At 42.0% G+C, this 15,059-nt stretch carries 12 protein-coding genes; 7 read left to right on the top strand and 5 right to left on the bottom strand.

All coding sequences use genetic code 11. From position 1 onward, the window contains the following. Window positions 1-6: 6 nt before the first annotated feature. Together ABEB05_RS04025 and ABEB05_RS04020 are read right to left on the bottom strand one after the other, a co-directional pair. On the bottom strand, window positions 7-2,394 hold the full coding sequence (locus tag ABEB05_RS04025) for a serine/threonine-protein kinase (RefSeq protein WP_265787724.1): 2,388 nt from the start codon (window positions 2,392-2,394) through the stop codon (window positions 7-9). Between the two features lie 93 nt (window positions 2,395-2,487). After that, complete coding sequence (locus ABEB05_RS04020) at window positions 2,488-3,066, bottom strand: sigma-70 family RNA polymerase sigma factor (RefSeq protein WP_265787722.1); 579 nt, start codon at window positions 3,064-3,066, stop codon at window positions 2,488-2,490. 328 nt (window positions 3,067-3,394) lie between these two features. On the opposite strand from ABEB05_RS04020, the gene ABEB05_RS04015 reads away from it, so the two are divergent. The 7 genes from ABEB05_RS04015 (at window position 3,395) to purD (ending at window position 11,235) form a co-directional block, all read left to right on the top strand. Then, the gene (locus ABEB05_RS04015; protein WP_265787720.1) at window positions 3,395-4,681 is read left to right on the top strand and encodes a collagen-like domain-containing protein; all 1,287 of its coding nucleotides are present in this window, start codon (window positions 3,395-3,397) and stop codon (window positions 4,679-4,681) included. Window positions 4,682-4,864: 183 nt separating this feature from the next. Then, window positions 4,865-5,629: a 3'(2'),5'-bisphosphate nucleotidase CysQ gene (gene cysQ / locus ABEB05_RS04010; protein ID WP_265787719.1), complete on the top strand. Its 765-nt coding sequence runs from the start codon at window positions 4,865-4,867 to the stop codon at window positions 5,627-5,629. A 30-nt stretch (window positions 5,630-5,659) separates the two neighbouring features. Then, window positions 5,660-6,190 (top strand): adenylyl-sulfate kinase, encoded by a 531-nt coding sequence (gene cysC / locus ABEB05_RS04005; RefSeq protein WP_265787717.1) that lies wholly within the window; start codon window positions 5,660-5,662, stop codon window positions 6,188-6,190. Window positions 6,191-6,308: 118 nt separating this feature from the next. Next, window positions 6,309-7,754 (top strand): Asp-tRNA(Asn)/Glu-tRNA(Gln) amidotransferase subunit GatB, encoded by a 1,446-nt coding sequence (gene gatB / locus ABEB05_RS04000; protein ID WP_265787715.1) that lies wholly within the window; start codon window positions 6,309-6,311, stop codon window positions 7,752-7,754. Between the two features lie 48 nt (window positions 7,755-7,802). Next, window positions 7,803-9,161, top strand: a complete 1,359-nt coding sequence (locus tag ABEB05_RS03995; protein ID WP_265787714.1) for a TlpA family protein disulfide reductase — start codon at window positions 7,803-7,805, stop codon at window positions 9,159-9,161. 7 nt (window positions 9,162-9,168) lie between these two features. Next, on the top strand, window positions 9,169-9,939 hold the full coding sequence (gene tpiA / locus ABEB05_RS03990; protein WP_265787713.1) for a triose-phosphate isomerase: 771 nt from the start codon (window positions 9,169-9,171) through the stop codon (window positions 9,937-9,939). Window positions 9,940-9,945: 6 nt separating this feature from the next. Continuing rightward, window positions 9,946-11,235, top strand: coding sequence for a phosphoribosylamine--glycine ligase (purD, locus tag ABEB05_RS03985; protein ID WP_265787712.1), 1,290 nt, complete (start codon window positions 9,946-9,948; stop codon window positions 11,233-11,235). A gap of 91 nt (window positions 11,236-11,326) precedes the next feature. Here the strand turns inward: purD and menE are convergent, their stop codons facing one another. Genes menE through ABEB05_RS03970 form a run of 3 tightly spaced genes read right to left on the bottom strand, consistent with a single transcriptional unit; the run spans window position 11,327 to window position 14,780 of the window. Then, window positions 11,327-12,808, bottom strand: a complete 1,482-nt coding sequence (gene menE / locus ABEB05_RS03980; protein WP_265787711.1) for an o-succinylbenzoate--CoA ligase — start codon at window positions 12,806-12,808, stop codon at window positions 11,327-11,329. After that, window positions 12,805-13,890, bottom strand: a complete 1,086-nt coding sequence (menC, locus tag ABEB05_RS03975; protein WP_265787710.1) for an o-succinylbenzoate synthase — start codon at window positions 13,888-13,890, stop codon at window positions 12,805-12,807. Before menC ends, menE begins: the two co-directional genes overlap by 4 nt. Further along, window positions 13,887-14,780: a 1,4-dihydroxy-2-naphthoate polyprenyltransferase gene (locus ABEB05_RS03970; RefSeq protein ID WP_265787709.1), complete on the bottom strand. Its 894-nt coding sequence runs from the start codon at window positions 14,778-14,780 to the stop codon at window positions 13,887-13,889. The genes menC and ABEB05_RS03970 overlap by 4 nt, the downstream gene beginning before the upstream one ends. Window positions 14,781-15,059 lie beyond the last annotated feature (279 nt).

Genomic DNA, 15,059 nt, shown 5'->3' with positions numbered 1-15,059 from the left:
AGTTATTTATAGTTTATCCGAATAGAATTCGGCCTTTTCGGTTTTCCCCCAAATGCGGTATAAGTTAGTAAGAGCCGCAGCAGCTTCACGGGTTCGCCAGTCATCTTCGCCAAACCGATCGTTAAAAAATTGATAAGCCTCTTCTACAATGGGTACGTTTTCCTTAAACTCTCCCTGCATTGCCCGGCTTACAGCTAAGCCGCCACGGGCACTGATGAGTTGCCAGTGATCCTCCGGTAGTTTCTGTTGTAAAATTTGATACCCTTCCGCAAGATAATTTTCAGCTTCTACGGTATGCATTTGTTTTATCTTCAGCAGGCCAAGACGAACAAGGGAGGAGGCAATATGATGATGGTCGGGTGGGAATAATTTGCGGCGCATGGATAGTGCTATTTGATGCAGGGAGTCAGCCATTTGGTACTTGCCCATCTGTTGATAGGTAAAAGCTAAATTATTGTATCCACTGGCGATATCCGGATGCAGACTATCGTGGACCTCATATTCCAGCTTAAGGCTTCGGTCATGAAGATTTAACGCCTTTTCATATTCTCCCTGATCGCGATAGGCAATAGCTAGGTTACCCAATGAGGTTGCAAGTAATAATTTATGAGTTGAATCTGAGATCTCAATAGCCCTTTTATAAAACTCTTCGGTTTTAAGAAGGTGTCCTTCTTCCCGATAAATGGAAGCTAAAGAGATATACATACCTGCCAGATTTCCTGATTCCTCCCCATGTAATCTTTTACTCATTTCAAGAGCTTTAAGATAGGCAGATTCTGCTTCCACGAATCGTCCGGTTCTATAATAGATCCTTCCCACCTGGGTCAAATTATTGATATACGTTTGTCGTTCTGTCTTTAATTCTAAGGGATAATCAAGGGATAAGGCTTCTTCAAGTAATTCTTCTCCCTCTTTAAAATTGCCGAGAGAGGCATAAGTACCGCCTAAAAGTCCCAGTAACTCTGCCTTAATTTGTGGCTGACTATTTAGGCTATTTTTTACTTTATCGGCGCCTGTACTAAGAACATCCGATAAAGTGATATCCCTTTCAGGTTGTGTAAAGGGATCCGACTGTTGTAAGATTTCACTAAAGAGTTCTTTTATCTGAACAGCTTTTTCTGCTTCAAGCTGGGCTTTATTTCGTTCTTGAGTTAAACGTGAAGTATGAAAAATTGATATGCTAATTAATAAAAATAGAAAGATTACGGTTACCGCTATACTTAATTTATTACGGACAATATACTTTTTAGCACGGTAGGTCAGTGAGTTTGCTTGAGCAGTAACCGGGAGGCCTTGTTCAAAATTATTTAAATCAGACAGAAATTGATTGGCCATCCGGTAGCGTTCTTTACGATCTTTATCAATAGCTTTGAGAGCAATAGCATCGAGGTCATCCCGGAGCGTGCCTCGATGCTGTTTACCCCATGAATCGGTATTGGCGCTAGGGGCAGGAGGAATTTTATTAAGAATTATATTTTCTGTCTCAAAATATGATTTGTTGTTTAGATCATAAGGATGCTTTCCTGAGAGCAGTTCATAAAAAATAATCCCCAATGCATAAACATCAGTCGCGGTCGTTACCTTCTCTTCCAGGATTTGTTCCGGAGCAGCATATTTAGGGGTAAGCATGCGGCCTTCACTAAGAGTATGGCCAGGTGATGTTTCTGTATCTTCAAGGAGTTTTGAAATACCGAAATCAAGAATTTTTATCTGGCGTTCAGAAGTGACAAAAATGTTATCCGGTTTGAGATCACGGTGAATAACCAGACTTTCATGAGCATGTTGAACAGCTGAAAGTACTTTTTTAAAAAGTTTTATTCTCTCATTGAGAGACAGATTATTATCCTTACAATAAGTGGTGATGGGTTTGCCATCAATATACTCCATAATTAAATACTGGAGTCCACTATCGGTAATTCCTCCATCAAATAATTTGGCAATGCCAGGATGGTTCAGGCCTGCGAGTATATTCCGTTCCTGCTTGAAACGGCGAATATTTTCCGGAGATGATCGGGCGGAATGTAATATTTTAATGGCTACCTTGTGTTCAAACGTACCATCTGAACGTTCAGCAAGGTATACTTGACCCATCCCACCTTCCCCCAAAAGTTCTTTAATGGTATAAGAACCGATGGTCTTCCCGATAAGGGAATGGCTGTTTTCAATATTCTCCGCATCCTCAGCCATTTCCTGGTAGAAACCCTCTTTAAATTCTTTGGGATCATCCAGCCATCCCTCAGAATCAAAAATAGAATTGAGTAGCTTTGTAACTTCTCCTTTTAATGCTTCATTTCCTGCACAGACCTGATGGATATGCTCGACCCTTTCTGATTGGGGGAGATCAAGGACCTGATCTACAATGGTTTCTACTTTATTCCAATTGATGTTACCCATAACAACTTTTCAATCATGATGAAATATTCGTGTCCCATATAAACACCGCCAACGACCGTTATATAATTACATTACAAAGTGGAGGAACACCTATTAACTTACTTCAAAACGTTCTTTAAGCTCTTTGTAGAGCCACCCTCTTGCTTTCATCCAATCCCTTTTAACAGTACTTTCTGAAATATCCAGAGCATCGGCAGTCTCTTCAATAGTCATTTCTCCCAAAAAACGCATTTCTACCACTTTGCTGAGACGCTCATTTAATTCGGCAAGACGCTTAAGTGCATCGTCGATGTCAATGAGTTCCTGTGCCTTGCTATTTTGCCCGTTAAAAATACCATCAATATATGTAAGATCTTTTTGCTTGCCACCTCGTTTTTCAGCTTGTTTTTTGCGGGCATAGTCGATCAGAATTTGCCGCATACACCGAGAAGCAATGGCCAGAAAGTGACTTCTATCCGAGAAGTCAATCTGGGTTTGGTCAATCATTTTCAAATACGTTTCATGAACAAGCTCAGTACGCGAGAGGGTATGGTCCGCTGATTGCCGATTCATGTGAGAGTAGGCCAAATTCCGTAACTCATCATAAATTAGCGGATACAATTTATCATATACCCCGTCTTCCCCTTTCTTGAGACTTATTAATAATCTGGTAACATCTGACGATTCAGCCATAGTAAATGGAAATGAGCTAAATTAACTCAGTTTTACGTAGATAATATTGAGGTTTAAAGAAGCCAAAAGTAACATATTTATAGATCCCCCTTAAATACGGCATTTAAATTATAAAAATCTATTATCAATTAAAATTCAAGAAATAAAATCTTGATAATCATTTATTATTGTTTGCAAGGTTAAATAAAAGAAAGCTTCTCTGAATAAAATTTGGTCTATACATGAGTATTATACGCTCTTTTTTGAGCCTATTTCTATTTCAATATCGTATTTAATTATAGCGATCAAAAGATTGCGAAAAAGTAATCTCTAATAATAGTATGTATTTATGAGTACAAATATCGGACGACAAATCGCAAGAAGATTTTTATTTTTAACTATAGCTTGTTTGTTTACCTTGGCAAGCTGTAAGGGCCCCCATGGGCCAGAGGGACCCCAGGGAATTGAAGGGCCACAGGGACTGATTGGACCGGCTGGGGAGAATGGAAGCGTTATGTATGCCGGGGAAGAGGCTCCAACTGTTGATGTTGGGGAGAATGGAGATTATTACCTGAATCAAAATACCGGGGAGTTGTATGGTCCCAAAGATAGTGACGGCTGGGGAAATCCCATTATCGTATTAATGGGAGAAGACGGTCAGGATGGGGCAGATGGGGCAGATGGGGCAGATGGGGCAGACGGTGAAGACGGAAAAGAGGGTACCCAAATTCATTCTGGAAGTGGAAGTCCGGATGCTTCTGTTGGAGTGGTTGGTGATTTTTATATCGATACAGCCAACCAGAACCTATACGGTCCGAAGACCGACAGTGGCTGGGGAAATCCGATTGATCTGAACGGAAAAGATGGGCAGGACGGAGCTGATGGGAGCCAAATTTATTCGGGTTCCGGGACCCCTGATGCGTCGCTGGGAATCAGCGGTGATTATTATTTTGATACCGCCAATAAGGATTTATACGGCCCCAAAACGGACAGCGGCTGGGGATCGCCTATGAACCTGAGTGGTGATGACGGCCAGGATGGAGCCGATGGCCAAGACGGAGCAGACGGCAGCCAGATTTATGCAGGCACCGGTACCCCCGATGCATCGTTGGGAGTTGAAGGAGATTACTATCTTGATAAAAGTAGTTACGAGTTGTACGGACCCAAGACGGCGAGTGGCTGGGGAACTCCTATAAACCTGAAAGGAGCTGATGGTAATGCAAATGTAACGCGATATCTCTATCCGGCTACAGATTTTAGCAGTGATCCCGGCATTTACATTTTAGATGTTAATAGTGAAAATGAATTAGTTACACATGCCTGGCTTGTCTATTTTGTTTATGAATCTTCTTCAACAGGAATACAAAGTTATTATGCAATTCCTGGATATGGGATAAATGATCAAACCTTTTATACAAGATTTTCTTATTGGTCTGATAGCTATAGCACTGCTTATATGCAAATAAGAGAGTCGGATGGACCTGGAGAAGAATATCACCGTATTGAAATTATCAAAATCGGTTCTTCCAATACGATAGATAATACTAAGCAGATAGCTGGCGATTCTATTATTCCCGATCATCTGGATACTTCAGATTATGAAGCAGTAGCCGAATATTACGGATTTGATCAATAATTAAAATAAATTAGTATTTGAAGATAGACTGATAAGGTCTATTCAATTTATTTTTACTCCCTTATATGGGCTTTGTCTAAATGGCGAAGCCCATTTTTTATGATAAAGGTATTCGCGAGGGACATTTTTTTTAGTATCTTTGCCGCAAACCGTTTAAATAAAAGTATTAGTTGAAAGGTACTTATGATAGAACAAATTGTAGAGACAGCCCGTGAAGCAGGAGAAGCGATACTTGAATTCTATGCCACCAATATTGAGGTAATGAAAAAGGATGATGACTCTCCACTTACCAAAGCCGATTTAGCGGCTCATCATATTATTATTGCTGCTTTAAAAAAGTTAGATCCGGATACTCCTGTTATTTCGGAAGAATCGGGGATACCGGATTATGAGGAGCGCAAGGATTGGCGAAAGTTTTGGATTGTTGATCCGCTAGATGGTACCAAAGAGTTTATTAAAAAGAATGGAGAATTTACTGTTAATATTGCGCTCATTGATAACGGCAAGCCCATAATGGGGGTTGTGCACGTGCCAGATAAAAAGACAACATACTATGCGACCAATAAACTTGGATCTTTTAAACAGGTAGCCGACGGAAAACCCAAAAAGATATATTCAGAATCTGCGGATACCGGGGATGCGTTGAGGGCTGTTCAAAGTCGTTCGCACGGATCTGATGATTTAATCAACAAGCTCAAGGAAAAGGGACTGAATGTAGAAGAAACTATTCCTGCGGGTAGTTCTATCAAATTTTGCCTGGTAGCTGAGGGCAAAGCCGATATATATCCCCGGATGGGTCCGACAATGGAATGGGATGTAGCCGCTGGAGATTGTGTTTATCGGTATTCAGCAAAAAAGGGCGTTCACCATTCTCCACTCACTTACAATAAGCCCAATTTAAAAAATAAAGGTTTTATGATTGGCCTTAAAGAGAATTACGAATTTTAAATACAAATAATATTATTAGAGGTTTGATTCATGTCAGAAGAAAAGAAGCTTAAACCGACTGTTTTATGGTTTACCGGACTATCAGGTTCTGGAAAGAGTACTATTTCCGAAAAAGTTTATGCCCGATTAAATGAGGAAGGATATGAGGTTGAGCATTTAGATGGCGATGCCGTACGCGAAGTTTTCCCTACAACGGGATTCAGTAAAGAAGAACGCGACAGCCACGTTAAACGGGTGGGATTTGTGGCGAGTCTTCTGCAGAAGCACGGAGTTTTTGTGGTGGCCTCTTTTATCTCACCTTATCAGGATGCACGGGATTTTGTTCGCGATATGTGTGAGGATTTTACCGAAGTTTATATATCCACACCGCTGGAAGAGTGCGAACGCCGGGATGTAAAGGGGCTTTATGAAAAAGCCAGGAAAGGAGAAATTGATAATTTTACCGGTATTAGTGATCCTTATGAAGAACCAGAAAATCCTGAGCTGGATATAGATACAACTGACATTACACCTGAAGAGGGGGTTCAGCAGGTGATGGATTATTTGAAAAGCCAGAGCTGATTTTCCCAGGCTTTTTTATTCTTTGTTTGAAAGATATAATCTCGTAAATAGATTAATAAATGTCCCTGAGGTTTAATATCTTTCGCCATAAAATCGAATCGGTAATTAACTATCTTTTATGAGCAGTTCGAAAGAATACGAAGCAGTTATTGGGCTTGAGGTTCATGCCCAGTTGCTAACAGAAAGCAAGGCCTTTGCCCCGGTTTCTACGGAGTTTGGCGGTTCTCCGAATACGCAGGTGACCCCTTTATGTCTGGGGCATCCGGGTACTTTGCCCGTTCTTAACGAAAACCTGGTGCGTTATATCATTAAGATGGGGTTGGCTACTAACTGCGGTATCGCTCGAAAATCAATTTTTGCCCGTAAGAATTATTTCTATCCGGATTTACCCAAGGGATATCAAATATCGCAGTATGAGACTCCTATCTGCCACGATGGGAATATCACCATCAATTTGGATGAATACAGCAAGGATATTGGTATTACACGTATCCACATGGAAGAGGATGCGGGTAAATCTATTCACGACCAGGATCCTTTTAATACCCTCATTGATTTGAACCGGGCCGGTGTGCCTCTTATCGAAATTGTATCTGAACCCGATATTCGAACGGCTCAGGAAGCCTATGAATATTTGAAGAGGATCAAGCAGATTGTACAGTATCTTGAAATTTGTGATGGAAATATGGAAGAGGGGAGTCTCCGTTGCGATGCCAATGTTTCGGTTCGACCCAAGGGACAAAAAGAATTTGGGACGCGAACGGAGCTTAAGAATATGAACTCTTTTCGCAATGTAGAACGGGCTATTGAATATGAAATAGACCGCCAGATTGATCTTATCGAATCGGGCGGCAAGGTAGTACAGCAGACATTGTTGTGGGATGCCAATAAGATGGAAACGCGTCTTATGCGTACCAAAGAGGAAGCTCACGACTATCGGTATTTCCCGGAACCGGATATTCCCCCGGTTATGGTTACGGATGAGATGCTCGAGGATATAAAAGAAAGTCTTCCGGAAATGCCGGATGTACGGCAGAAGCGTTTTGTCGAAGAATTTGAGATGAGTGAAGATGACGCACAGACGCTAACGGAAAGCCGTTACCTGGCTGACTTTTATGAAGAGGTTCTTGAATATGTTGACAGTCCCAAAGCGGTATCCAACCTGATATTGTCGGAAGTACTGCGTGTGCTGAATGAGCGAAGTATCGATATTAAGGAATTTCCCATTTCTGAGGAACGCCTGGCCGGATTAGTGTCTCTTCGCGAGGAGGATAAAATTAATTCCTCTGCTATGACCGAGATTTTCGATGCCATGCTCGAAGAGGATAAATCGGCAGAGGATTTGGCTAAGGAAATGAACCTGATGCAGGTATCCGATACCAGCTTTATAGAACCTATTGTGGATGAGGTGATTGAGAACCATCCGGACGAGGCCGAACGTTATCGGGATGGCAAAAAGGGACTTATTGGTTTTTTTATTGGCCAGGTAATGCAAAAATCGCAAGGGAAAGCTAATCCTCAACTGGTCCGGGAGCTTGTTAGCGATAGACTCGATAATTCGTAGAAAATCACTGCGTGCTTAAGGGGTAGTTCTAACGACTAATTGCGGAATATGAAAAATAATGGATTGCTGCTAATCATCAGCGCTGCTGCTCTGTTATTCTGGGGGTGTTCCTCCGGTGATGACTCCAGGCAGGCTATAGTAAAAGGACAGTTTTCAGCCTCTGATAGTATGAATACTGCTGATAATAGTCTTCTGCCAATTAGCCTTACAATTGTACGACAGGATTCCGCTGAGGCCGATCCCGATACTTTATTTCACGAGGAAACGGATTCATCCGGACATTTTAGCGGGAGTGCTTCATTTCGGGAGAAAGGTAGATATCCGGTTTATATCAGTAAGGATGGAAATAACATCGGTCGCTTTGGCGTAATTTTGGCAGAAGATGATACGCTGGAGATCACCGGTGAGCTTTCAAATCTCGAAGAGACCCTTAATATCTCTTCGCGTGAACACGATGCCATGCAAAAACTTGGCCGCTTGAATAATGGATTTCAGCGTATAGCAAGATATGCCAATGCGGGACGATTAAGTGATGACTCATTAGAGCAAGAGCTTGATAAATGGAGTGATCTTTATTTTGAACTCTATCAGGAAAATGAACAAACCCGGGCTGGATCGCTGGCAGCGGCTGAAGCCATCCGACTGTTACAGGGCTGGAACGGTGAAAAGATGATGAATCGCATTCGTTCTGTTCAGGATAATGATGATTTGGTGTATTTAGGTCTCAACTATGGCAAAGACTATCTCGCACGGAGTAGGGGATTACAGCCCACTCTGGCCTATCTTGATACGCTTTCTGATCTTACGGAAGGAACACAGCAGCTTAAAAATATTGAAAGAGAACGTATAAAATTACTGTATGATAGTGCCCGTATATCGGCAGCACAGGAAAGATTGGATGAGTTTCGTCAACAGTATGCCGAAGATTCAGTGGCTATGGAATGGGCTGAATCTATAGATTATGACCTGAATTATCTTTCACCAGGAGATGAACTCCCGTCTTTTGAATTTAGCAGTAATGGAAAGACCACAAGTCGTGATTCACTGCTGGGCCGCCCATATATTCTTGAAATTACGCGTTTGTCTAACGAGCTTTATCAGGAGCAGTTCGATCGGACGGTTGTTATCCATAGCATATACAAAAATTATGATTTAGAGGTGGTTACCATTCCACTTGATGAGAGCCAAATAACGGTGGATGCTTTTTTTGATGAAAGGGTACGGGCGTGGCCCGTTGCAGATGCACAGGCATTTGACCGTGATGAGCTACTGGAAAAATTTAATATCCGCCTTATACCAACGCGTTTTTTAGTGGACAGTGAAGGAGAAATTATACGTAAATATGTAGGCCGAGAGTACCAGGAAGTTATCAAGGGAATTCAAACTCTTTTAAACCAAGATCAATAATTTTATTATGAGAAATTTATTAGTTGCAGGTAACTGGAAAATGAATTGCGGGCCTGGAGAAACAGCCGCTCTGCTTCAGGGCATTAAAAACAGTGGAGTAACGATCCCCGATAACGTAGATGTGCTGGTATGTCCGCCTACTATTTCTTTAAAAACTGCTTCTGAGGAACTTCAGGAAGCGGAAGACATTGCGTTGGGTGGACAAAATGTACATTCCGAAGATAACGGTGCCTACACGGGTGAAGTCAGTACAAAGATGCTTAAAGAAGTTAACTGTGAATATGTAATATTGGGTCATTCTGAACGGCGCCAGTATTTTGGAGAGACCGATAAAACGGTAAATGCCAAAACAGTAAAGGCTCTTGAAGATGAATTGCGTCCCGTCATTTGCGTGGGAGAATCCCTAAAACAGCGCAAAGCCAATGAACATAAGCTGGTAGTCCGCAAACAGGTTGAAGCCGCTCTGATTGGAGTCGAAGAACAACAAGCCGAACAATTGGTTATTGCTTATGAGCCTATATGGGCTATAGGAACGGGGGAAACGGCAACACCAGATCAGGCCCAGGAAATGCATGCCATGATCCGCGAGGTGCTTGCTGACTTATATAGTCAGGATACCGCAGACAGTATTCAGATTCTATATGGCGGAAGCATGAAGCCCCATAACGCTGAAGAACTGTTAAGCCAATCCGATGTTGACGGAGGATTGATTGGCGGAGCTTCTCTAAAAGCCGATAGCTTTACCGATATCATTAAAATAGCAGGTAACCTTTCTTAAAATATTATGGGTTTAAACGTTTTACTTTTAGGCAATGGCGGAAGAGAACATGCGATGGCCTGGAGCATTGCAAAATCCGATCAATTGGATACGCTTTTTATTGCTCCGGGGAATCCCGGCACTGCAGAAATCGGCAAGAATGTGGATCTATCTCTCGATGATTTTGATGGAATCCTGTCTTTTGTAGAGGAAGAGGATATTGATTTAACCGTTGTGGGTCCCGAACAGCCGCTGGTGGCTGGTATTACTGATTTCCTGGAGTCTGAGGGACATAAGGTATTTGGTCCCTCCAAGTATGCGGCTCAACTTGAAGGCAGCAAGAAGTTTGCCAATGAATTTATGAGCGACAATCGCATTCCCACGGCTGACTTTGAAAGCTATACCAGGGCGCAATTTGACCGGGCTCTGGCAGATATTAAGGCAAAAGATATTTATCCTGTTGTACTGAAGGCCGATGGACTGGCCGGTGGGAAGGGAGTATTTATTTGTGAGACGGAAGAAGAGGTGGAGAAGAGGCTTGAGGAACTAAAGGAAAGCGATCGTTTTGGAGGAGCTGCCGATACGCTGGTTGTTGAAGAATTCTTGAAGGGTAAGGAAGCCTCTGTATTTGTTATTTCCGACGGCAAAACTGCAAAAATTATTCATTACGCACAGGATCATAAGCGGATAGGAGAAGGAGATACCGGTTTAAATACCGGGGGAATGGGGGCTTATGCACCTACCCCGGTTATAGGCAGACGTATGTTGCAGCGTGTAGAAAAGGAGATAATCCTTCCTACAATTTCTGCTATGTTACTGGATGAACATCCCTACAAAGGTATTTTATACTGTGGATTGATGATTACTACGGAGGGTCCTAAGGTGGTGGAATTCAACTGCCGCCTTGGTGATCCTGAATGTCAGGCTATTCTGCCTTCACTGCAATCTGATTTCTTGGATCTGATGTATGCTGCAACGGAAGAAAAATTACACCTTAAAGAGTTAAAAATTGATGACCAGTATCGCTGCTGCGTCGTGCTTGCATCAGATGGATACCCCGTGGAGTATGAAAAAGGAAAAGAAATAACCGGTATTAAAGACGTTTCGGATGAGGCTTTGGTATTTCATGCCGGAACCAAGGCTGAGGATGGGAAGATTTTAACTGATGGGGGACGTGTCCTGAACGTTGTGGCAAGTGGAGAAACACTGCAGGCTGCAATCAAGAATACATATAAAGAAGTAGATAAAATCTCGTTCTCGAATAAATATTACCGGTCGGATATAGGAGCAAAAGGACTGGCCTATATTGATGAGTAAGGAAAGAGGATAGTAATGGATGCAGATTTTTTCCCGCATCCATTACTTATATGATTACGATCAAAGATAATAACTTTTTCTGCCTCAAAAATTATTTATCGAAATATTCTTTTGCTTTGAGGCGCTTGATCTTACCAGTTTTAGAAATGGGAATAGAATCTACCTGGACAATCTCTTTAGGTATTTTAAAAGATTGCAAATGATCTTTCAGTAGTTTTTGTATGGTTCCGCTTTTTATCTTTTGATTATTCGTAGTTTTGACAATTGCTACTACTTTTTGTCCCCATTTCTCATCGGGGAGTCCAACAACAGCAGCCTCTTCAATGTTGGGAAGTGCCTCTAGGGCATTTTCCACTTCCAGTGGAGCAATATTTTCACCGCCACTGATAATTAAGTCGGTGCGGCGGGCTTCAATAAAAAGCTCATTTTGGTCATTTAAATAGCCGTAATCTCCGGTATTAAACCATCCCTCACTATCAAAAAAGTCCGCGTTATTATTGATTAGGTAGCCATCGAAAATCTGGGGACCCTTAAGCCAAATTTGTCCCGATACAGAAGGTTCCACCGAATGGCCTTCGTCATTGCGGATATCAATGTTATTTGGATCAAAGACTTTTCCCACGCTCTTTTTTGGCCGACTCAAATCGCCTACGGTCTTAAGGGGATTCGCTGCTATTTGAGCACAACTTTCCGTCATTCCATAACTGGTAATGATTGGAATTCCCCGATTAAAACAGTCATCAATAAGGGAAGGAGTAATAGGGCCGCCACCCAGTAAAATGGCCTGAAAATTGTCATGAGCTGCGAAATCGTTTCTGTTCATCAGGCGATTTAGCATCGTGGGAACCATGGAAGCGGCAACGAGCTGTTTATACTGGCTTATAAGTGCTATGGTTTTTGTAGGATTAAACTTATCCATCCGGTAAATTCCCGATCCATAGAGGAGTGAACGCAGTATAACCGAGATACCACCGATATGGTGCAGGGGTAAACACAGGAGCCATAAGTGGTTCCGACGGGGTTGAAGGTTTTGGCTTGAGGCCTGTGCTGCATATAGCATTTGTCTGCGCTTTAAAGGAACAATCTTGGGCGATCCTGTCGTGCCTGAGGTAAAAAAATAGCCAAACAGCTGTGCAGGCTTAACGCTCTCCTTGTGCTCTGCTACCCATTCTTTGGGAGTAAAATCAGGACTTAAAATTTTTGATAACGAAAATTGTTCAATATTTGCAGATTGAAGCGACAGATTCGATGTTTCCTGATCTGTAATAAGGAGCTCAATATCGAGCTGGTTCAGTAATACCAACTGTTCCTTTTGGGAAAGCTTATAATCAATGGGGACAAAAGGGATGCCAAGTCTCCAGCAGGAGGCTAGGATAAAAACCAGTTCATCAGAAGAGGGGGCTGACAGAGCCAACGGTTTGGTGTAGTCGTAGTCAATTTTTTTAAGAAAATGGAGAAAGTGATGTTCAAATTGCCTCAGATCATCGTAAATATAGGTGTTCGCAGATGACTTGAGAAACAGGCTAATCGGCAAAGGGGGATCAAAGTGAGGGACGTTTGATTCAGAATTCATGTACTGCTTATAATTTTAGTAGTGATCGTTTCTAAATGTGTATTTGTTACGGTTACAGCGTCCATGTCACTAGAATTAATAGAGCCATTGAAGATCATCGGCTGATTGGCCGTTATATCTTGTTCGAGCATATTCCCGGTATTCAGTCCATGCGCATGGTCTTTGGCTCCCCATCCCGAGGCAAGAATAGAAGTAATGGTTCGTCCGATACTGCTTTCCAGGCTGGAAGTAAAAATGATTTTTTTTTCGGATCTGATTGATTGCTCATAAATCTTCTTAATTCGTTCAAAACTGCCTATAACCATTGGTTTCACTATCAGGAAAGAGATATGGGGAAGCAATTCCATCCATTGTTTGGTATGCATGTTCAGGGATTCATCCAGGGCCAGGGGAATAGAACTTTGTAATGCTAATTCTTTATAGTTTTCAGGGGTGGATTTAGCTAAAGGTTCTTCACAGTATTCGATATCCAGATTTGCGAGTTTCTCGAAACATGAGGCAGCCTCAGGGAGAGACCAAGCCCGGTTGGCATCCAGCCGGATGCGAAAATCCGGATAGTGGGTCCCTATCTTTTGAAGTTGGGTCAGCTCTTCTTCAAAATTTATACCTACCTTGCATTTGAAAGTCGTAAAGCCTTCTTCTTTTAGTTTACCAACGGATGACAAAACCTCATTAGTAGAAAGAGATAAGAGTCCATTGAGAGGAGTTTTTTTATTCCACTGATCGAACAGTAGCTGCTGCAGTGATTTTCCAGTTCTGTGGGCCTCCAGCTGAGAAGCCAGCGTATCCAGCGCAAATTGCAGGGACGATGCGATCGGTTGTTGGTAATGGTTTTGGAGGAGTTGAAACGGTTGTGCATGCCCCATAAGGGAATGCCAAATTTTGATATGTTTTTTTGTTTGAGCTTTAATATCAGCCAGATTTTCGGATGAGAAACCGGGCAGGGGAGCGGCCTCACCAACGTAGGATCGCTCGGAAGTTTCCAGGTATAAAATGATCCCTTCTCGGTACCGATAGGTATGCTGACTGTTTTTGAGCGATTGGCTAAAGGGCAGGCGATATGTGTAGGCAGTCAGATTCAAGAGAGATCAAGAAGGATTCCGGCGCCAAACAGGAGCGTGAACAAAAGCATAAAACCGGCGGTAAGTTTTAAAACCTTATTGAGCTTGCGCTTATTATCTTCTGTCCATATTCGATAAACGAGTATTACTGCCAGGGGCAATGACAAAAAGGGCAGGAAGATTTCCCATCCATATCCCAGTTTAAAATAAAAATGTGGTGGGATTACGAAGGCAAGAAGCATCATAAACAGGTATTCCCACTTCAGGAATTGTTCACCGAATAGTACACCGAGTGTATTTTTGCCAGCGGGACCATCTTGTTCTATATCGCGTAGATTATTTACAACCAATATATTGGTAGAAAGGGCTCCAACGGCAAGGGAAGCCCAGAAAGGATCTATACTCCAAAAGAGAGCATTGACATAATAGGTGCCCATAACCGCTACAATGCCAAAAAAGATAAAAACAAACAGATCTCCAAGGCCATTATAACCCAGAGGATAAGGGCCCCCGGTATATAAAATTCCGCAAATAAGAGAGACCACTCCAATCGCAAGGATTACCCATCCGGCGTGCCAAACGAGATAGAGTCCAAATATAAAAGCAAGCCCCATTGTAATAATGGTTGCATTGAGCATGCCTTGTTCAGGGATATGGCCCGATGCCGTAGCCCGTTCAAAGCCAATACGTTCACTGGTATCAGCTCCCTTTTTAAAATCAAAATAGTCATTCGCAAAGTTGGTACCGATCTGGATGAGAAAGGCGCAAAGCAGGGCCACCGAACTGGCTATGATATCAAAAACGTAGTCATGAATCGCAAGTGCGGTTCCCAGAAAAACGGGCACAAATGCGGCGGGTAATGTTTGAGGGCGGGCGGCATTAATCCAGCTTTTTATTAAAGGGGTGTTCAAAGCAGATAAAAAATTAAGTTCTTTGCGGTTAAAACCTGAAAATTACTGTACTAATTGAAGTTAAAAGCAATAAAACTGAATTAAATTAAGTTTACAGTAATTTAATTAGGTTTTTATATTGTTAAGTCTAAAATATTTTTGCATAAATGATTAATTAGCTTTTTATTATAGTTTAAAATTAAGCTACTGGAAAGTTAAGCTTTTAACATAGCTCAGTAAACGAAAGATTTTCAAGTGTCAAACACTGGTAGTAAATTTACCGTGATCCTTCGAAAACTA

The organism is Fodinibius salicampi, from assembly GCF_039545095.1.
GTDB classification, from domain to species: Bacteria; Bacteroidota; Rhodothermia; order Balneolales; family Balneolaceae; genus Fodinibius; species Fodinibius salicampi.
Note: the sequence above shows the minus strand (reverse complement) of the source record. Positions and strands in the feature narration are given on the sequence as shown.

What these genes read in the sequence shown, in the direction of transcription:
- ABEB05_RS04025 (WP_265787724.1), bottom strand. Translation starts at nt 2,394, where the DNA reads ATGGGTAACATCAATTGGAATAAAGTAGAAACCATTGTAGATCAGGTC.
- ABEB05_RS04020 (WP_265787722.1), bottom strand. Translation starts at nt 3,066, where the DNA reads ATGGCTGAATCGTCAGATGTTACCAGATTATTAATAAGTCTCAAGAAA.
- ABEB05_RS04015 (WP_265787720.1), top strand. Translation starts at nt 3,395, where the DNA reads ATGAGTACAAATATCGGACGACAAATCGCAAGAAGATTTTTATTTTTA.
- cysQ (WP_265787719.1), top strand. Translation starts at nt 4,865, where the DNA reads ATGATAGAACAAATTGTAGAGACAGCCCGTGAAGCAGGAGAAGCGATA.
- cysC (WP_265787717.1), top strand. Translation starts at nt 5,660, where the DNA reads ATGTCAGAAGAAAAGAAGCTTAAACCGACTGTTTTATGGTTTACCGGA.
- gatB (WP_265787715.1), top strand. Translation starts at nt 6,309, where the DNA reads ATGAGCAGTTCGAAAGAATACGAAGCAGTTATTGGGCTTGAGGTTCAT.
- ABEB05_RS03995 (WP_265787714.1), top strand. Translation starts at nt 7,803, where the DNA reads ATGAAAAATAATGGATTGCTGCTAATCATCAGCGCTGCTGCTCTGTTA.
- tpiA (WP_265787713.1), top strand. Translation starts at nt 9,169, where the DNA reads ATGAGAAATTTATTAGTTGCAGGTAACTGGAAAATGAATTGCGGGCCT.
- purD (WP_265787712.1), top strand. Translation starts at nt 9,946, where the DNA reads ATGGGTTTAAACGTTTTACTTTTAGGCAATGGCGGAAGAGAACATGCG.
- menE (WP_265787711.1), bottom strand. Translation starts at nt 12,808, where the DNA reads ATGAATTCTGAATCAAACGTCCCTCACTTTGATCCCCCTTTGCCGATT.